Annotated in this window: 17 protein-coding genes; all 17 read right to left on the reverse strand. The window is 31.8% G+C overall.

Translation table 11 applies throughout. The features are described from left to right. Positions 1 to 34: 34 nt before the first annotated feature. Positions 35 to 895 carry a MurR/RpiR family transcriptional regulator gene (locus PHQ99_03250; GenBank protein MDD4288594.1) on the reverse strand — a complete coding sequence of 287 codons (861 nt, stop codon included), beginning with the start codon at positions 893 to 895 and terminating at the stop codon, positions 35 to 37. 173 nt (positions 896 to 1,068) lie between these two features. After that, positions 1,069 to 1,692: a cyclodeaminase/cyclohydrolase family protein gene (locus tag PHQ99_03255; GenBank protein ID MDD4288595.1), complete on the reverse strand. Its 624-nt coding sequence runs from the start codon at positions 1,690 to 1,692 to the stop codon at positions 1,069 to 1,071. A gap of 33 nt (positions 1,693 to 1,725) precedes the next feature. Then, positions 1,726 to 2,842, reverse strand: a protein-coding gene (gene prfB, locus PHQ99_03260) for a peptide chain release factor 2 (GenBank protein MDD4288596.1) whose coding sequence is annotated in 2 segments (ribosomal slippage) — positions 1,726 to 2,760 and positions 2,762 to 2,842 — 1,116 coding nt in all. Because the reading frame shifts where the segments join, the coding sequence is not laid out codon by codon here. A gap of 20 nt (positions 2,843 to 2,862) precedes the next feature. After that, positions 2,863 to 5,403: a preprotein translocase subunit SecA gene (gene secA / locus PHQ99_03265; protein MDD4288597.1), complete on the reverse strand. Its 2,541-nt coding sequence runs from the start codon at positions 5,401 to 5,403 to the stop codon at positions 2,863 to 2,865. Positions 5,404 to 5,562: 159 nt separating this feature from the next. Then, positions 5,563 to 6,108 (reverse strand): DUF5317 domain-containing protein, encoded by a 546-nt coding sequence (locus PHQ99_03270; protein MDD4288598.1) that lies wholly within the window; start codon positions 6,106 to 6,108, stop codon positions 5,563 to 5,565. A gap of 4 nt (positions 6,109 to 6,112) precedes the next feature. After that, entirely contained in the window at positions 6,113 to 7,351 is a 1,239-nt protein-coding gene (locus tag PHQ99_03275; GenBank protein ID MDD4288599.1) for an HD-GYP domain-containing protein, read from the reverse strand. Between the two features lie 306 nt (positions 7,352 to 7,657). Further along, entirely contained in the window at positions 7,658 to 8,326 is a 669-nt protein-coding gene (locus PHQ99_03280; protein ID MDD4288600.1) for a hypothetical protein, read from the reverse strand. An 18-nt stretch (positions 8,327 to 8,344) separates the two neighbouring features. Beyond that, a complete protein-coding gene (raiA, locus tag PHQ99_03285; GenBank protein MDD4288601.1) occupies positions 8,345 to 8,893 on the reverse strand; it encodes a ribosome-associated translation inhibitor RaiA in 549 nt (182 codons plus the stop codon). Positions 8,894 to 9,333: 440 nt separating this feature from the next. Continuing rightward, positions 9,334 to 10,089, reverse strand: coding sequence for a ComF family protein (locus PHQ99_03290; GenBank protein MDD4288602.1), 756 nt, complete (start codon positions 10,087 to 10,089; stop codon positions 9,334 to 9,336). 30 nt (positions 10,090 to 10,119) lie between these two features. Next, the gene (ahcY, locus tag PHQ99_03295; protein ID MDD4288603.1) at positions 10,120 to 11,376 is read right to left on the reverse strand and encodes an adenosylhomocysteinase; all 1,257 of its coding nucleotides are present in this window, start codon (positions 11,374 to 11,376) and stop codon (positions 10,120 to 10,122) included. A 36-nt stretch (positions 11,377 to 11,412) separates the two neighbouring features. After that, positions 11,413 to 12,048, reverse strand: a complete 636-nt coding sequence (locus PHQ99_03300; protein ID MDD4288604.1) for an MBL fold metallo-hydrolase — start codon at positions 12,046 to 12,048, stop codon at positions 11,413 to 11,415. A 36-nt stretch (positions 12,049 to 12,084) separates the two neighbouring features. Then, positions 12,085 to 12,531, reverse strand: coding sequence for a D-aminoacyl-tRNA deacylase (gene dtd, locus PHQ99_03305; GenBank protein MDD4288605.1), 447 nt, complete (start codon positions 12,529 to 12,531; stop codon positions 12,085 to 12,087). A gap of 16 nt (positions 12,532 to 12,547) precedes the next feature. Beyond that, positions 12,548 to 14,710 carry a bifunctional (p)ppGpp synthetase/guanosine-3',5'-bis(diphosphate) 3'-pyrophosphohydrolase gene (locus PHQ99_03310; GenBank protein MDD4288606.1) on the reverse strand — a complete coding sequence of 721 codons (2,163 nt, stop codon included), beginning with the start codon at positions 14,708 to 14,710 and terminating at the stop codon, positions 12,548 to 12,550. 62 nt (positions 14,711 to 14,772) lie between these two features. Beyond that, positions 14,773 to 15,291 (reverse strand): adenine phosphoribosyltransferase, encoded by a 519-nt coding sequence (locus PHQ99_03315; GenBank protein MDD4288607.1) that lies wholly within the window; start codon positions 15,289 to 15,291, stop codon positions 14,773 to 14,775. Then, positions 15,275 to 16,930 carry a single-stranded-DNA-specific exonuclease RecJ gene (recJ, locus tag PHQ99_03320; GenBank protein MDD4288608.1) on the reverse strand — a complete coding sequence of 552 codons (1,656 nt, stop codon included), beginning with the start codon at positions 16,928 to 16,930 and terminating at the stop codon, positions 15,275 to 15,277. The genes PHQ99_03315 and recJ overlap by 17 nt, the downstream gene beginning before the upstream one ends. Before the next feature lie 149 nt (positions 16,931 to 17,079). Beyond that, the gene (secF, locus tag PHQ99_03325) at positions 17,080 to 18,045 is read right to left on the reverse strand and encodes a protein translocase subunit SecF (protein ID MDD4288609.1); all 966 of its coding nucleotides are present in this window, start codon (positions 18,043 to 18,045) and stop codon (positions 17,080 to 17,082) included. Between the two features lie 124 nt (positions 18,046 to 18,169). After that, positions 18,170 to 19,360, reverse strand: coding sequence for a protein translocase subunit SecD (gene secD / locus PHQ99_03330; protein MDD4288610.1), 1,191 nt, complete (start codon positions 19,358 to 19,360; stop codon positions 18,170 to 18,172). Positions 19,361 to 19,382 lie beyond the last annotated feature (22 nt).

Here is a 19,382-nt window from a genome sequence, read left to right on the forward strand (position 1 = left end):
ATAAAATTTCTAACCTCTTATTAAAAAATATTTGTTAATAAAATACATCATGCATATCCCACATATTTTCCAACTCAGATAATTTTTTAAAGGTTTGTTTGCCCTTTCTTATACTTACCGCAGTAACGATAGCATTTATAATGCTTAATGGTGCAGTAAAAGAATTCACAAATGAATTTAAATTACTCCTGGCAATTAAAGAAACATTAGATTTTTGCGCAATTGGAGATAGAATATTATCTGTTATAGCAGCTGTTTTGGCACCTTTTTTATTTGCTATTTCTACTATTTCAACAGTTCTACGGGTATATCTTGGAAAACTAATGGCTATCAATAAGTCTTTTTTATTAATACCTGCTATTTGTTCAAATAAATCCTCCATCCCATATGTAATGCTTTTGGTATTTCTTAAAAATAAACTTAATGCCTGGTTAAAGAATAAAGCCATTGAGGCAGCGGTTCTCAAACCTACAATATATATAACATCTGATTTTAAAATAAGATCAATAAGTTGTTCAAAGGATTGTGGAGAAACCTCATTCATTGTATTTTCTAAATTGTCTAAATCTGATTGTAATACCTGGTAAAGAATGTCTTTCCCTTTGTATACGTTGTTGATTGAATGTTTTAACTTATTTACAGTCGTCAGCTGCTCTTTAATCATATCTTGAAGCACTATCTGTAGTTCAGGATAACCACTGTAACCTAATACAGTTGCAAACCTTACAACGGTTGATTCACTTATTCCTACTTCTTTTCCTAATTTGGCAGCAGTCAGAAAAGCTGCTTTTTCATAGTTTTTTAATAAATATTGAGCAATTTTTTGCTGGCTGGCAGTTAATTCATCAAATTTTTTTTGGATGGATTGTTGTAGTAATGTACTATTTTTTATCATGGTATTTTTAATATCCCTTATTTTTTAAAGGAAATACCTTGCAAGTTATGTTGCAATATTATTATCATGATGCAATTATTTCACCTTTTATAATTATACAACAAAAAAAAGAAAATTACCAGAATATTTCCGGAAATTTTCTTTTTTAAAAACATTAACTTGATTTATTGGCATTAAATCCTATTTAATACTACTTTTAATGAATTATCCTTTTTACCTTTTACTGAATCTCTAATTTCTTTTATTTCATTATCCAGCTGAATTTTAATTTTTTTCTCCTTAATCATGGTTAGGTTTATTTTTACATTTAATATCGCACTTTCTAAAGTAGCATCTGCAAGTATTGCACCCACTCCGGCGTCACTGATTACATTTTTATTTCCCTTCTCCGAAATTTCTTTACATATAAATAGTACATCTCTACTTCTTCTCGCAATTTCTAAAGGTACATTTGCAGCTTCAATAAGAGCAGTTTGTATTTTTTTATTTCTATCTTCCATTTGTTCTTTTGTTTCTTTAGGCAATTTCATAATCGCCATAAACTGGTTAAATGCATCAACATCCTCATCTATAAGTCTTTCAAAATCATCTCTTAATTTCTCACTTTTTTTCAATAATCTCCTAATATCTTCTTGCACATCCTGGTATTTCTCCTTCCCGATAGTCAAATTTCCAACCATGGACAGCAATGCTGCACTCATAGCTCCTACCAATGCGGCAGTACTGCCGCCACCAGGTGTTGGAGATTTTGAGGCTAACATATCTAAAAAACTTTTTATCTTTTTATCTTTTATCATTCAATTTATCTCCTTCCATTGAATATATAAGGTTTAAGATGATTTACTGTAACATCTTAAATAAGCATCAATAAACAATTGAATTTCCCCATCCATTACTGCCTGAACATTACTATTCTCTATTTTTGTTCTATGATCTTTAACCATTTGATAAGGTTGAAAAACATATGAGCGTATTTGACTTCCCCAGGCAATTTCCTTTTTTTCACCGGCTCTTTTTTGCATATCATCTTCCTGCTTTTTTTGATAATACTCAAACAATTTTGCTTTCAATATCTTTAGCGCTGTTAATCGATTACTGTGTTGTGAACGCTCATTTTGGCATTGTGCAACAATATTAGTTGGAATATGTGTTATTCTGACAGCTGAATCAGTAGTATTAACGTGTTGTCCTCCTGCCCCGGTAGACCGATAGGTATCTATACGCAAATCAGATTCTTCCAAATCAATTTCTATTTCATCTTCAATCTCAGGTATGACATCTACAGATGAAAAGGAAGTATGCCTCCTTTTATTTGTATCAAATGGTGATATGCGAACTAAACGATGCACCCCTTTTTCAGACTTAAGAAATCCAAATGCATTTTTTCCAGCAACAGTAAAAGTAACACTTTTTATACCAGCCTCATCACCGGGTAGAAGATCTACTATTTCAGTTTTGAATGATTTTTTTTCTGCCCATCTTAAATACATCCTTAAAAGCATTTCAGCCCAATCTTGTGATTCGGTACCACCAGCACCAGGATGAATTGAAACGATTGCATTATTCTTATCATATTCATCACTAAACAATAAATCTCTGTTTAAATCTGATATTTCCGCCTCCAACTTTTCTACTTTTTGTACAATCTCTTGCCAGACTTTCGGACTATTTTCCTGACAATTCAATTCATAAAGTATCTCAATTTCTTCCAAATTATCATTTAAAGCCTGGTAATCTCCTACAACAACTTGTATATCTTTCAGCTCTTTTGATACCTTATTTGCTTCTTCCTGGTCTTCCCAAAAGGTATTTAAACTCATTAATCCTGATATTTCTTTTACCCTATTTCGTTTTTTGTCCAGTTCAAAGATGACTCCTTATTTCTATTATTTTTTTTCTAATCTCGTCTATTCTTGAATTTAATTCAGCATTTGAAATATCTTTCATATAGCAAACTCCTTATATTTTTATTTATTCTTGCCGCAACAATGCTTGTATTTTTTCCCGCTACCACATGGACATGGGTCATTTCTACCAATTTTTGTTTTCTTATTATCCTTTCCGGTTAATTTTCTATTAAAGTTATTCGGGCTCTCTTTTTTCCCAGTAACATTGCCTTCTACTGTATAGTTTTTACTTCTTTCTTCCGGAATATCAGTTCTATTTTTAATTTCTACACGATATAAAAATTTAACACTATCTTCTTTAATATTCTCAATCATATTTTGAAACATATTATGTGCCTCAAAATGGTATTCTGTTAAAGGATCTTTTTGTGCATATGATCGCAAACCAATTCCCTGTTTTAAATCATCAAGTCTTTTTAAGTGATCCTTCCATTCTCTATCAACTATTTTAAGTAAAATCATTTTTTCTATTTGTCTCATCAGTGTTGGGGTTAACTCTTTTTCCTTATTATTATATCCCTCCATAGATTTTTTTAATAAGTCATTTTGTAAAATATCAATATTTAATTCAGTAATATCTCTGTCAAATTCCAGCTTAATACCGAAAGTATCATAAAAATTGTTCTTTAATGAAGTTAAATCCCACTCTTCCGGATAAGTATCTTTATTTGTATATCTATGAATCATATTAGTTATTGTATCTTCTATCATATCCAGAATAATTGTTTTAACATCATTTCTTAGTAAAACAGTTTTTCTTTGTTCATATATTATTTTTCTTTGATATTCCATCTCATTGTCAAACTCTAAAAGTTGCTTTCTTATTTCAAAATTTCTTGATTCAACCCTTTTTTGTGCCCCTTCGATTGAACGAGTAATAAAAGAATGCTCGATCGGAGTACCTTCCTCAACACCTAATTTTTCCATGATTCCGGCAATACGTTCAGAACCAAACAATCTCATGAGATCATCTTCCAGGGAGAGGAAAAATCTTGAAGAACCAGGATCTCCCTGGCGACCTGATCTACCTCTGAGCTGATTATCAATTCTCCTGCTCTCATGTCTTTCAGTCCCTATTACATGCAGCCCTCCTAACCCTGCTACTCCTTCACCTAACACTATATCTGTTCCCCTTCCAGCCATATTAGTAGAAATAGTTACTCTTCCCTTTTGACCTGCTTCTGCAACAATCTCAGCTTCTCTCTCATGATTTTTTGCATTTAACACGCTATGCTCTATCTTTTCAAGGTTTAAAAGCTTGCTAATTCTTTCAGATTTATCAATTGATACCGTTCCAACCAGTACTGGCCTGCCTTTCTTATACAATTCTTTTATTTCACTAATAACAGCGTTAAATTTTTCCTTCTCTGTCCGGTATATAACATCAGAAAAGCTATGACGCTTTAATTCTTTATTAGTAGGAATAACTACTACTGGCAAATTGTAAATCTCGATAAATTCATCCTCCTCTGTCTTAGCAGTTCCTGTCATACCGGCAATTTTTTTATATAACCTGAAGAAATTTTGAAAAGTAATCGTAGCTAATGTCTGACTTTCTTTTGCAATTGTCACATTTTCTTTTGCCTCTATTGCCTGATGCAGACCATCACTATATCTTCTTCCAAACATTAAACGGCCTGTAAATTCATCTACAATAATAACTTCACCGTCTTTAACTACATAATCTACATCTTTCTTATATAATTTGTGAGCGCGGAGAGCTTGTATTATGTGGTGTTGAAGAACCATGTTGTTCTGTGAATATAAATTATCTATACTTAGTAATTTTTCCATTTTTGCTACACCTTTTTCAGTAAGAAAAATCGTTCTTTCTTTTTCATTTATTTTGTAATCATCTTCTTCTTTTAAGTGATAAACTAATTTGTCAATCTGGAAATACTTTTTTGTAGATTCTTCCGTTGGGCCAGAGATAATAAGAGGAGTTCTTGCTTCGTCAACCAAAATGCTATCTACCTCATCTATTATTGCATAGTCATGCTTTTCCTGAACAATATCCGCTTCATGAATACTCATATTATCTCTTAAATAATCAAACCCAAATTCATTGTTAGTTCCATACACAATATTTGATTGATAAGCTTCCTTTCTTTGTCTGGTGTTCATATCATGTTGAATAAGACCAACTTTTAGTCCCAAAAATTCATACACCGGTCCCATCCAAAATCTGTCTCTTTTTGCAAGATAGTCATTAACTGTAACAATGTGTACACTTTTATACTGTAGAGCATTTAAATACGCAGGCAGTGTGGCTACTAATGTTTTCCCTTCACCTGTAGCCATTTCGGCAATCTTACCCTGATATAATACAATTCCCCCAATAAGTTGAACATCAAAGTGGCGCATATTAATAGTTCTTTTAGCTGCTTCCCGCACAAGTGCGAACGCCTCTGGTAATATTTTTTCCGGTTCGGTACCATCTTTTAATTTTTCCTGTAAAATCTCAGTTCTTTTTTTAAAATCATCATCTTTTAATTTTTTTATACTTTCTTCCAGTTTGTTTATTTCTTCTACCAGTGGCATTATTCTTTTTATTTCTCTATCATTAGAGCTCCCTAATATTTTTTTTACTATATTTAACATTGATAAAACATTCCTTCCTGATTATTAAAGTTTGTTTCGATAAAATGCTGTATTTAGATATTTGTTTTATTCTCTTTTACTTAAATCAATATTAATATTTTAGTATAGTTATTAGTAATGAAAAATAATTTATAAAGCATGCTATTATTTGAAGAATTATTATATTGATTCCTCTTCAGTCATTACATTTTGAATAAGGACAAATAACCCGATAAATATAATAATATCCCCCACGCTTAATATTGATGTCTGAGGAAGTGGATTTGGTAATGGCAAAACGTCTCCCAGGAAAGCAAATAAGGCCTTGCTGTTATTAACTAAATAAATCATATTTTCAGTTTCAGCAAAAGTATCTAATGTTCCAACAATTGAACTGTTTAGCAATACAGGCATCTTACCGCCATTTACAATAATTACAAACGCATTCAGCAAAATACCTAAAGTGATATATTTAAATCCATAAAGATTTAAATTTTTAAATGTTGCAAACAATAATAAAAGGTAAGAAAATATTAATATTATAGAACTATATTGAAAAATAATTGCAATATTCATTATTTCAGCAACCCACAATAATCCCCTTAATAATAAGGCAAATGCAAATATGTGAACACTTTCAATGGTAAGATGTGATAACCTTTCTAATTCTCCACCTCGCAGTAATCCGACTATTATAGAGAAAATAACAATTATTAAATATAGCATTTTGTCAATACCTCTTCTTATCCATTACCAAAGATATAAACTCTTTTGTCATAACAGGGTCAAATTGTTTACCGCTTTCATTTTTTAATTCCTCTAATATTTCCTGTTCTGATAATTTTTTTCGATAAGGACGGTCTGAACTCATGGCATCATACGCATCAGCAATGGCTAATAATCTGGCATTTTTCGGTATACCTTCACCTTTTAAACCTGAAGGATACCCTTTGCCATCATAATGTTCGTGATGATGCAATACTGTATCAGAGCATCTCTTTAGAAATTCTATTGAATCAATAATCCCGGCTCCGATAACAGGGTGCTTTTTTATTTTTTCAAATTCTTCATCAGTCAATCTATCCTTTTTTTGCAAAATACTATCCTCAATACCTATTTTACCAATATCATGCAAAATTGCAGCATATTCAATGTATTCTGTTTCCATTTCTGAAAAATTCAATCTTTTAGCCAGCTGAACAGCCATTTTAGATACCCTTTCTGAATGTCCATGAGTGTATGGATCTTTGGCATCAATCGCCGCTGCAAGCGCTTTTATAGTATTTAAATACATTATACGCATTTTGGTAAATAACTCAAAAGAACGCCTGGCAAGCAATAAAGGGAAGAAAAATAGGAGCATTCCAAGAATACCGATTTCAACATAAATTATAGACATGATGAACCCAATTGGTGCTTCTGCCAAATAACTAGGCAGTGTCTCCTTTATGTTTATTAAATAAACCCTGGTAATATTTATATTTTTTTCAATTGCCAATACACCTGTTACCAAAATTGAGTTAACAAGACAATAAGCAAATGCACACAATGATGCAGGTATAATAAATTTTATAAAGTTCTGTTCTCCGATTAGTCCCCCTGCATACTGGTAAACCAATCCTGCTACTCCTGATGTTAAAGAAAACTGTGATGTATTAAATAAAAATTTTTCAAATCTTCTATTCTCTTTACTTAATATAATTCCTATTGAACTAAACGCCGATACAACCATAGCTAATGCTGGTCCATATACTAAAATTACAACAAAATCAATTGGAAAAGTAATCGTAATCTCCCCACCTTCAGGAAGAGAAACAGGGATAAATTCTGCCATTATTGAAATAATAATAAAAAATAGCACAGGAAACCATATTTTCGATAAATCAGGAATTGTTGGAAGTAGGTAGATAAAAAGAGATGTTGCTAATATTGCTGTAATAATTATATATATTTTTAACTTATTACTCAAACTATCTTCCTCTGGTTTATTTTGTTTATCAACGTAATAGGTCGGTAATTATTGGTAATTACCTCGTTTTTACCATCTGTATCTTGCGCCACCGGCTAACAGTAAAGCCATGACACTAATTAAAAAGCTGATAAGTTTAGCTTTATTAATTTTCATATTGCACCTCCACGGTTTTCTTTGTTCAAAAAAAGGAACAAGCAAAAACCGCTTCGCTTCGCTCTAAAAAATGTTCTTTGTTACTGTTTTTTCTTTTAAATGGTTTTACCTAAAAATCACCGACCTATCCTATAACTTTTTCTTTCTAAATTATTTAAATGATATTCTTCTGTTAACCGCCTTTAATATTGCATTTACAATAGCATTATTGATGTTTTCCTTGATTAAAGCGGATCCAATTAAATTCTCCTTTCCTTGAGAATCAATTAAATTTACTGAAATCAATACAATCCCTTTTTCATGCATCTTAAATTGCTTAATTTCATCAATCTGAAAAAATACTTTCCCATTAAGAAAAGAGGTTATTGCATCAAGAGTTGCCCTTGCAATAATGAATTCTCGATTATTACTCCAGTTGACACAATCAATCTTACCTTCAAATTTTTTCCCCTGGTTTTCCAATGTTACTGTAACCTGGAAACGCCCTTCATTTGAAGACACTTTTGCATCAGAAAATTTTAATCTTTTTAAATAATCATTCTCTTCCTTAATCTGCGCAATACTAATCTTGCGATAGTCAACAGCAATATCATGTTGGGCAATTAATAAAGATTCTATATCACGACTTACTTTTTTCGGATTACAGCAGTCTTTTGTAATAATATGAATCTCTTTTATTTCTTTGTTTTTATCCAGCATTATTTTGGAAAACAGCACATCACTTAAAGCATTTATTGATTTTTCCACTTCTTTTAATTTTGAAGCAAAATGAGATGAAAGAGAATAATTATTAAAATCACTTACAGATATATCTTCCATCGAAACCTCCTCTTTTCTTTATACTTCAGGTTCTATTAACCCAAAATTACCATCCTTCCTTTTATATATGACATTTATTTGATCAGTAGCTTCATTGTTAAAAACAAAAAAATTATGGCCTAACAATTCCATTTGTAAACTTGCTTCTTCAGAAGTCATTGGCTTTATTACAAACTTTTTTGTCTTGACAATTTTAATATCCTCATCTTCTATGGAAGCAACTTCATCTTTTTTATCTTGCAATAATTGTGCATCCATTGATTTATTTTGTTCACCGATGGATTTGCTATAGAGTTTACTTTTATACTTTTTTATCTGTCTTTCAAGTTTTTCAACAACTCTATCAATTGAAGTATAAATATTATTACTTTCCTCTTCTGCTCTAATGATTGCCTTTTTTGCCTGAAGAGTTACCTCAAATATTTGTCTATTTTTTTCTGCACTTACCATCGCAGTTGCATCCATAATCTGATCAAAATATTTATTTAATTTTTCCATTTTCTTTTTAACATATTCCTCTACAGTATCTGTTACCTCAAAATTTCTGCTTTTAATTGTTAATTTCATTACTGTTTACCTCCTTTTGTGACACTTTATATTTTCTTAGAATTTCATGGAAATAATCAATTAATATTGTTCTGATATTGATTTATTGATTTTACTTATAGTTGTATTATTAATATACCAGTAAATGTACAAAAAAGTAAATTGAAGCAATTCTGTTCAACCTATCATTTTATTTTTATAATATAATAACACTATCAGGTTTATTTTTACCAATATATTATAAGATTAATTCCCTTCCTGGACTGACCTGGTCTTTTCCCCCACACTCGCCTGCTGAGAGGTTCGCTATCTTTTCACTACTACTCTTCTCTTATTATCAATAAGGCAGGACTTACTCCAAAACCGCACCATGCTCAATAACTAATAATCGTTACCTTACGTGGATCGTTTAGCCTGCGGCTGGCATCGACTTTCAACCACAGCTCCAGGAAGGGAAGTTTCTATATTCCCCTTGCCAATGTTAGAGCAAATACATTTACTATTCCGTGTTTTTTTAATTCTTTTGAACACGATTCAATAGTTGCACCTGTTGTATATATATCATCAATTAAAAGGATATTTTTTATATTCTTTTTGTACAATGGATTAACAGAAAAAACATTTTTTACATTTTTTGCTCTTTCATTCTTTGTCAAACCAACTTGTGAAAGATTTTCAACATTTTTTAATAAAAAGTTTTCCCCAAAAGGAATCGAAAAATATTTTGCAATATAATCAGCTAATAAGCCACTTTGGTTAAAATTCCTTTTTTTGTATTCTCTTTCTGTTAAAGGTACTGGAATAATTAAATCAATTTTTTTATTATTGTAAAAATCATCGGTTAATAAATATTTTACCATTAATTCTCCTAATGGTTTAATTAATTTTAGTTGTTTTTTATATTTTAGCAAATGAATAGATTTTCTGATTGCTCCTTCATAATATGCTATTGAACGATTATAATATAACAGTTCTTTTTTGTAACTGCAATCCGAACATAAAGCTTTTTTTTCGAAATCAACCAGAGATGAAAATGGTTTTCCGCATTGGTAGCATAAGGGCGGTAAAATATAACTTATCTTTTTTAAACAATCTCTACATATTCCATAACCTTTTGATTCTCTTATCGGTTTACCGCAATTCTCGCAATTAAGTGGGTATATTAAATTTAGCATTCCTTCAGTAATGTAATCCCAGGTATTTTTTATATTAATCATTTTAAGCCTTTTTTCTATATTAACTCTATTTTATGTACCTTCCCGCCAACCAGATAAATATTTTTTTTGTGCTGAAGTTAATTTATCAATTTTAATACCCATGCTTTGGAGCTTTAAAAGAGCAACTTTTTCATCAATATCAGTCGGTACAGGATACACGCCTTTTAACATACCCTTATTTTTGCTTACAAGATACTCTATTGATAAGGCTTGATTAGCAAAACTCATATCCATAACACTGGCAGGATGCCCTTCAGCTGCAGATAAGTTTAATAGTCTTCCTTCAGCCAGTAAGTATATCTTTTTATCATTTTTCAAGTTATATAACATCACATTATCTCTTACTTCTGTTTTGCTGAGTGATATTTCTTCTAAAGATGTAATGTCAATTTCTACATTAAAATGACCTGCATTAGCTAAAATCGCCCCATCTTTCATTGAAAGTATACTTTTACTATTAATAACATCCTTATTACCAGTTGAAGTTATAAATATATCACCAATTTTTGCGGCTTTCTCAATCGGGACAACTTCAAAACCATCCATAACTGCCTCTAATGCTTTTAGCGGGTTTATTTCAGTAATAATTACCCTTGCTCCCATACCTTTTGCCTTAGAAGCTATTCCTCTTGCGCACCATCCATATCCACAAACTACAAATACTTTACCCGCCAGTAAAATATTGGTAGCTCTTAAAAGCCCGTCTATAGTGCTTTGTCCAGTACCGTATCTATTATCAAAAAGATGCTTTGTTAAGGCATCGTTTATTGCAATGACTGGATATTGTAAGGTTTGCTCATTTTCCATACCTCTCAAACGGATTACTCCTGTTGTTGTTTCTTCTGTGCCACCAATAATACCAGAAATTAAGTCCGTTCGATTTGTGTGAATAGTCGATACTAAATCAGCACCATCATCCATAGTAATATTGGGTTTGATGTCTAAAACACTCTCAATATGGTGATAATACCCGTCTTTGTCTATACCCCTGATTGCAAAAACAGGTATCCGGTAATCCTTTACAAGCGACGCAGCTACATCATCTTGAGTGCTTAAGGGGTTTGAAGCACATAAAGCAATCTCAGCACCGCCGGATTTAAGTGCAATCATAAGGTTTGCAGTTTCTGTGGTTACATGCAGACATGCGGCTATCTTTATTTTCCTGAAAGGCTTTCTCTGTTCCAAATTATGTTTAATTATTCCTAATACCGGCATCTGATTTTTTGCCCAGATTATTCTTTTTTCCCCTTTTTGTGCTAAATTTATGTCATTAATTTCGTATTCCATTTCAAATACCCCTTTTTATAGATTATCAAACCTTGTTTACTGTAACCACGGATTATTTCTCATTTCTTCTCCAATAGTTGACATAGATCCATGTCCAGGAAGAATAGTATAATCATCATTAAATAATTTAAGTTTTTCCTTTATTGAATGCATAATTTGCTCCATTGAGCCACCTGTCAAATCTGTTCTGCCAATTCCATTAGCAAAAAGAGTATCACCTGTGAATATATTCTTATCAACTATCAGGGATACACTTCCCGGTGAATGACCTGGTGTATGTAATATAGAAATTTCAATCTCACCTATTTTAATTACCATTCCATCTTCCAAATACTTATCTGCCGGTGGTGAATTATATGTATTGCCTATTTTAAATGAACAATAAAGCTGGGGATTAATTATCATATTTTCATCCGACCGGTGAATTAATATTTTTGCACAATACTTTTCTTTTAAAATCTTATTTCCACCAATATGGTCAAAATGGCCATGAGTATTAATAATGTATTTAAGTGAATAATTTTCATCTTCTATTTTATCAAAAATTGCATTATCCTCTTCGGCTGGATCAATAATAGCTGCTTCTTTTGTTTTATTACAGGCTAATATATAACAATTTGTTGAAATGGGGCCTAATACAAACTTTGTTATAGAAAAATTATGATTTCTCATTATTATTATATTTCCTTTTCGTGTTTTTCAATCTATCTATAATTTATCACTATCTAAAACAATTGTTACAGGACCTTCATTTATTATTTCTACCTGCATCATTGCTTGAAATATTCCTGTTTTTACAATAATATTTTCATTTTCTATTTTTTGAATATAATATTTATAAAGAATATCTGCCTCTTCAGGAAGTGCTGCCTCGATAAAACTCGGTCTTCTTCCCTTTTTACAATTAGCATATAATGTGAATTGTGAAACAACGATAACCTTACCGCTAATATCCGATAATGACAGATTCATTTTATCCTCTTTGTCAGAGAATATTCTTAGATTTACAGTTTTCTTTGCAAGTATTTCTGCATCTTCCTTTGTATCACCTTTTTTTACTCCTAACAAAACAACCATACCGCTATCTATCTCTGAAACTATTTGATTGTCCACTTTCACCGATGCTTTGCTAACTCTCTGGATAACTGCTCGCATGTTTTCCTCTCTTTCTCTAGTCCTTTCCGATTCTTTTAACTTCTTTCACAGCCCTTAGACTTCTCAATCGGGTAATTATTTCTTTTAAATGTTCCAATGTACTTACTTCTATTGTTAAATTCAAAAATGCCATTCCATTTTTATTTGCAGATCCATTAATACTCATAATAGATGCTTTAAAATTTGAAAGAATCATTGAAACATCTGATATAATATTTTTCCTGTCACTGGAAATAATTTTAATCTTCACAGGAAAATAATCATTTTCGGATTTATGCCATTCTACATTAATCAATCTACCTTCCTCTTCGGAAATATTTTTAAGATTAGGACACTCTGTTCGATGTATTGTAACCCCTCTCCCTCGTGTAATATATCCAATAATTTCATCACCTGGAACAGGATGACAACAATGAGCAAATCTTACTAATATATTATCTACTCCCTCAATCTTTACACCTTTGTCGATTCTTTTTACTGTTTCTGCTTCCGATTTTTCCTTTGTTTGAATTTCTTTTTTTTCTTCCTGGGGTAATATTTTATTAATAAGACTAACCGGGCTTATTTTTTTGTAACCGATAGCTTCAAGCAGGGAATCAAAATCAGTGTATCCCATTGGTTGTGAAAAACTATTAAATTTTTCTTCTAAATCCGAATTCCAGATAATTTTATATTTATCAAGTTCCCTTGATAGTAATCCACGGCCTTTTTCAATATTTTCATTACGTACTTCCCGTTTAAACCAGGATTTAATTCGAGTTTTTGCACTGGATGTCTTGACAAATTTTAACCAATCCCTGCTTGGACCGGTTGATGTTTTGGAAGTCAATATCTCGACAATGTCTCCACTATTCAATTTTCTGTCTAATGGAACTATTTTATTGTTTACTTTAGCTCCAACACATTTATGCCCAATCTCAGTATGCACCGTATAAGCAAAATCCACCGGAGTTGATCCCAGGGGAAGAACTTTTACATCCCCTTTAGGGGTAAAAGTATAAACTTCATATTGCAATAAATCTATTTTTAAATTTTCCATGAATTCTCTAGGATCTTTTAATTCTTTTTGCCACTCTAAAATTTGTCTCAACCAGGATAGTCTTTCTTCAAACTTTTTATCCTTAAGACTATCTCCTTTTTCTTTATATTTCCAATGAGCTGCGATGCCATACTCAGAAGTACGATGCATTTCCATGGTTCTAATTTGTACTTCAAGAGGTTCTCCTTCTGAGGTTATAACAGTAGTATGCAGAGATTGATACATATTTGATTTTGGCATAGCTATATAGTCTTTAAATCTTCCCGGCATTGGTTTCCAGATAGAGTGCAAAAACCCCAGTGCAGCATAGCAATCTTTAATTGAATTGCAAATAATTCTTATTGCCATCAAATCATATATTTGAAAAAAATCCTTATCCTGCTCCTGCATTTTTTTATATATACTATAAATATTTTTTGGTCTTCCCTGTATTGTGGCAACAATTCCAAATTTGCGCAATTCCTCACCCATTTTTTCTTTTATTGACTCTATATATTTTTCTCTTTCTGCCCTACTCTTAGCTACCTTCACAGCAAGTTCATTATATTCTTTTGGAGCTAAATTATATAATGAACAATCCTCTAATTCCCACTTTACTCTGTTTAAACCTAATCTATTGGCAATAGGTACATAAATGTCAAGTGTTTCTTTAGCTTTTATTAGCCTTTTTGGAGCAGGCATAAATTTGAGAGTCCTCATGTTATTTAATCTGTCAGCCAGTTTAATTAATATTACTCTAATATCTTCGGCAATTGCCAAAAACATTTTTCGGAAATTTTCTGCTTGTCTTTCTTCTTGTGTTTTAAAAGATATTTTGCTTAGCTTCGTAACACCATTCACTAACATTGCCACTTCATCACCAAATTGCGTTTTAATTTCTTCCAGATCAACATGGGTATCTTCAACAACATCATGTAGTAAACCTGCTACAATTGTTATAGCGTCCATATTCATGTCCGCAAGAATGTTTGCTACTTCTAACGGATGGGATAAATATGGCAGACCTGAATAACGCTTTTGGTTTCGATGAGCTTCCTGGGAAAAATAATAAGCCTTCCAAATAATATCTATATCAGACGAAGGGTTATAGGATTTTATTTTTTTAATTAGTGTTTCTATTTTGATAGAATTATCTATCATTCTTACCTCTTTATAATGTCAAAGGTTCTTTAAAATAAATCAGAAATAAACAGTGATTTATATTATGCTTCATATTTAACAAGTGAAAAGACATCATACCCTTTTAGTTTTTCTCTGCCGTGCAGCATTTCAAGTTCAACAATAAAGTCTGCACCAACAACTTTTCCATTTAATTTTTCAATAAGTTTAAATACTGCTAATGTAGTACCACCAGTAGCTAGCAAGTCATCTATAACCATAATTCTATCATCTTTTTTGAACGCATCCCTATGGATTTCTAAGATGTTTTCACCATATTCCAATTTATATGAAATACTTTCTACATCTGCAGGCAATCTACCTTTTTTTCGTATTAATAAGAAACCTATATTCAGATTATACGCAACCGGAGCGCCTATAATAAAACCACGGGCTTCGATTCCTGCTATATAATCAATATTTAAAGATTTACAATGTTCAGTAATGCTGTCTATACAATACTTGTAAGCCTCTTTATCTTTTAGCAAAGTGGTAATATCCTTAAATTGTATTCCTTTGACTGGAAAATCAGGGATATTCCTTATTTTACTCTTTAGATCCATTTTTTTCCATCCTCCTAAAAGTGGGTTTAATATCCTTTATTATTAATTGTAAATTTTTTTTCCCATTCCAGTAATTTACGCCTATCTGGAAAGCAATATCAATATTCTTTGCATTCAATAGAATATGGCTTTTTTCAGCCATTCTAAAAGCTATGCCGTCGAAGCAAGTTCTCTTTTCACCAATGCTTAGTTTTAGGTGACTTTCATCTTTTCCAACTTTTCTCCAGGAATCCAAATAATACTCCAAACCACCAAAGATTGGCTTTATATTCCCAAATCCAAAAGGTTCAAGCTTTTCTATATCTCTAAAAAATTTCCAATTCACCTTATCTATTGATATAAAACTATCGATATTAATAGATGGCTCGCTACACTGGTATGTAAATTCTTTAGTGCTCAGGACTTGATTTATCCTATCCCTGAACAAATCAATTTTATCTATAGAAATAGTTATACCAGCAGCGTATTGGTGGCCACCATATTTTATTAACAAATCAGAGCATTCTGGTAAAACTTTAGAAAAATCAAATTCACCCTGATTTCTACCTGAACCCTTACCTATAATATCATTCTCCGATATCATTATAACTGGTTGTTTGAACTCTTCCATTATCCTTGATGCTACAATACCAATTATACCTGAATGCCACCCTTCTGAACTAAGGACAAGGATTTTTTGCTTATCATCTGAATTTGCATAACAGGCCATTTCTCTTGCTTCATTTAAAACCACCTGTGTTTTTGCTTTTCTTTTATCGTTTAATTCTATCATATTTTGCACTAAATATTCTGATAGATCAGTTGAATCAGTCAATAGGAGGTCAACTGCTATTTTTGGGTTTCCTATTCTCCCTGTGGCATTTAAAACAGGTATCAGATTAAAACTGAGCTCTTGTACTGATAAATTATTACCATTTGTTTCAACCCTGCATTTTTCTACTAACTTTTTTATACCTATTCTTTTGCTATCATTTAGTTTTTCAAGTCCATATTTAACGAATATCCTGTTTTCACCAAGAACAGGCACAGAATCTGCAATAGTGCCTAACGCCACTAAATCTAAATAATCATATGTAAGATTTTTATCTTTCCCTAAAAACATATATAATGCCTGGATTAATTTGAAGGCTACACCCACCCCGGCTAATTCCTTGAAAGGATAATCACAAGATTTTGGGTTAATTATACTTAAAGCTTTTGGGATAGTTCCAGTCGGTTCGTGATGATCAGTTATAATTGTATCTATATTGTATTTCTTAATACATTCTATTTCCTTAAATGAAGTAATCCCACAATCAACGGTAATAATGAGAGAAATATGATATTTAATTATAAATTTGGTACCTTTTTCACTAATTCCATAACCTTCTTCAAAACGGTCTGGAATATAATAATAAATATTTGAGCTAAAATTGCTTAATGCAGAATATAATAAACTTGTACTAGTTATGCCATCTACATCATAATCGCCATAAACCAATATCTTTTCTTCATTTTGAAGGGCAACACTTATTCTTTCAACAGCCTTTTCCATTTCTGTGAACAAAAAAGGGTTTAACAGATTAGATAATTCCGGATTTAAAAAATCAGAAATACTTTCTGTATTATTTAACCCACGATTAATTAGCAGCTGGGCAATTATTGGATCAAGAGAAAACTGATGCGCAATATTTTCCCTTAACTGTTTTTCTTCTTTTGCAATAATCCACTTAATATCCTTAAACCTCTTTCTGTACCAGATAATTATGTTTTACTTTTAATCATTGCACATCATCTGTTATTACTTTTTTATTTTTTCTTTTTTCTTTTGCCTTTTATTGATTTTTTAACATTATCACCAGTAATTTTGTTATCTGTTTTTTCCGGCTGTACAGTTGTATTAAAAGAAATGTTGCTCCTTTTCTTTAATTCTAAAAGCAAAGGTCCGGCCATGCATATAGATGAATAGGTCCCGACAACAATTCCGATTAAAAGCACAAAAGCAAAGTCTGATAAGGTTCCTCCAAAAAAATAAAGTGCAAGTACAGGCAATAAGGTTGTGATAGCTGTATTTATAGTCCTTGTTAGAGATTGATTGATACTTAAATCAATAGTTTTCTCGAGAACAGGTCTCATCTTTGTCCTGAGATTTTCTCTCAATCTATCAAATATAACTATTGTATTGTTTAATGAATAGCCTACTATAGTTAATATTGCAGCAATAATAGGAATAGTTATTTCTTTTTGCAGTAATGACAAAATAGCCAGCGCTATTAAAATATCATGTCCCAACGCAATAATAGAAGTAATTGCATACCTGAATTCAAATCTAACTGTGATATATAGAATTATTCCAATAAAAGCAAATATAATAGCTAATACTGCTAATCCTTTTAAGGATTCCCCAATTACGGGACCAACCATTTCAATTCTTAATACTTCAAATGGTCCTATTTCAGCATTCAATTTTTCCAGAATTTCTTCCCTTTGCTGTAATGTTATATCGTCTGTTCTTATAACAAACTCATTACCGGAAAAGGATTGTATAGTACTGCTTGCAATTGTTGTTTCCTCTAAAACATTTCGTATTTCCGCTATAGATGCATCTGTTTCAAAATCCAGTTGTAATAGAGTACCTCCTGCAAAATCAATGCCATAGTTCAAACCTTGAAAAAGTAATGAGATAATTCCAATTATAATAATAGCTGCAGATATTTTATAAAATTTTTTTCTATTTTTGACAAATTTTATATCTGTGTTTTTAATTATATCCATTAATGCTCCTCCAAAATAAAGTCTTACCAATAAATCTCTAAAATTATTTAAAATGCTGTTAAGATTTCATTAATCATAACTATATTGTTCTAAATTGCTCTATGGATTTTTGTTATTTTTAATCTTAAATCAAGGCATTTTTTTTGAATCGTTGACCCATTAATTCCAGAATTAACTTAGTTACTATTATTGCAGTAAACATGCTGACTGCAATTCCAATGCTTAGTGTTACCGCAAAGCCCCTGATTGGACCAGTTCCAAAATAAAGTAAGGCAACCGCGGCAATCAATGTTGTAATATTTGCATCCAGAATTGTTCTAAAAGCCTTTGAAAAACCTGCGTCTATAGAGGCTCTAAAGGTTTTATCCATTTTTAGCTCTTCCTTAATTCTTTCAAAAATAAGAATATTAGCATCTACAGCCATTCCTATTGTTAGTATAATCCCCCCAATACCCGGCAGGGTTAATGTGGCATTCAGTATTGCCAATCCGCCCATTACTAAAAGCAGACAAATACCTAATGACAGATCTGCCACTAAACCAAAACCTTTATAGTATATAACCATAAATATAAGGATTAATATTAAACCAATTAGTCCGGCCTTTAATCCACGATCGATTGAATCTTTTCCTAAAGTTGGTCCGACTGATCGGTTTTCTAAAATCTGTACCTCTACCGGTAAAGCACCACTTCTTAAAAGCAAGGCTAATCTCTGCGCCTCTTCAACACTAAACTGTCCAACAATCGAGGCTTCACCACTTGGGATAGGTTCTTCAACTACCGGAGATGATATTTCCTGACCATCCAGCGTAATTGCCAAAATCCTACCAACATTTATCATAGTCGCCTGCTCAAATAATTTTGCGCCTTCTTCATCAAATTCAATAACAACATTCGGCCTCCCAAATCTATCAAAAGAAGAACTGGCATTTTTTAAATGGGCGCCGGTTAGTAATGTTTCGCCACTCTCATCTTTAAATTCCAATAAGGCAGTTTTACCAATTAAATTTTCTGCTTCCTGCGGGTCATCCATTCCAGGTAACTGAACTAATATCCTTCTTTCGCCCTGACGTTGTATGACAGGTTCTTTAACTCCTTCCGGATTAATTCTGTTGGTAATAATTTCAATAACTCTATTTACCGCATCACTATCAACAGGAGCATTTGGTGTATCGACACATTCCAGAACAATGTGAGATCCACCTTGTAAATCAAGACCTAAATTTATATTTTTTTCTAAAGGGAATGCGTAGAAAATAGCGATAACAATTACTAAAATAATAAGTGCCAATCTAATCATTCTTAACTGCTTCATATGTTTACAACTCCTTTAAAAA

It is taken from the genome of Atribacterota bacterium, assembly GCA_028703475.1.
Classification (GTDB): Bacteria; Atribacterota; Phoenicimicrobiia; order Phoenicimicrobiales; family Stramentimicrobiaceae; genus JAQVMU01.

Excerpts from the sequence above, each read along its gene's own strand:
- PHQ99_03250 (MDD4288594.1), bottom strand. The coding sequence starts at position 895 with ATGATAAAAAATAGTACATTACTACAACAATCCATCCAAAAAAAATTT.
- PHQ99_03255 (MDD4288595.1), bottom strand. The coding sequence starts at position 1,692 with ATGATAAAAGATAAAAAGATAAAAAGTTTTTTAGATATGTTAGCCTCA.
- secA (MDD4288597.1), bottom strand. The coding sequence starts at position 5,403 with ATGTTAAATATAGTAAAAAAAATATTAGGGAGCTCTAATGATAGAGAA.
- PHQ99_03270 (MDD4288598.1), bottom strand. The coding sequence starts at position 6,108 with ATGCTATATTTAATAATTGTTATTTTCTCTATAATAGTCGGATTACTG.
- PHQ99_03280 (MDD4288600.1), bottom strand. The coding sequence starts at position 8,326 with ATGGAAGATATATCTGTAAGTGATTTTAATAATTATTCTCTTTCATCT.
- raiA (MDD4288601.1), bottom strand. The coding sequence starts at position 8,893 with ATGAAATTAACAATTAAAAGCAGAAATTTTGAGGTAACAGATACTGTA.
- PHQ99_03290 (MDD4288602.1), bottom strand. The coding sequence starts at position 10,089 with ATGATTAATATAAAAAATACCTGGGATTACATTACTGAAGGAATGCTA.
- ahcY (MDD4288603.1), bottom strand. The coding sequence starts at position 11,376 with ATGGAATACGAAATTAATGACATAAATTTAGCACAAAAAGGGGAAAAA.
- PHQ99_03300 (MDD4288604.1), bottom strand. The coding sequence starts at position 12,048 with ATGAGAAATCATAATTTTTCTATAACAAAGTTTGTATTAGGCCCCATT.
- dtd (MDD4288605.1), bottom strand. The coding sequence starts at position 12,531 with ATGCGAGCAGTTATCCAGAGAGTTAGCAAAGCATCGGTGAAAGTGGAC.
- PHQ99_03310 (MDD4288606.1), bottom strand. The coding sequence starts at position 14,710 with ATGATAGATAATTCTATCAAAATAGAAACACTAATTAAAAAAATAAAA.
- PHQ99_03315 (MDD4288607.1), bottom strand. The coding sequence starts at position 15,291 with ATGGATCTAAAGAGTAAAATAAGGAATATCCCTGATTTTCCAGTCAAA.
- secF (MDD4288609.1), bottom strand. The coding sequence starts at position 18,045 with ATGGATATAATTAAAAACACAGATATAAAATTTGTCAAAAATAGAAAA.
- secD (MDD4288610.1), bottom strand. The coding sequence starts at position 19,360 with ATGAAGCAGTTAAGAATGATTAGATTGGCACTTATTATTTTAGTAATT.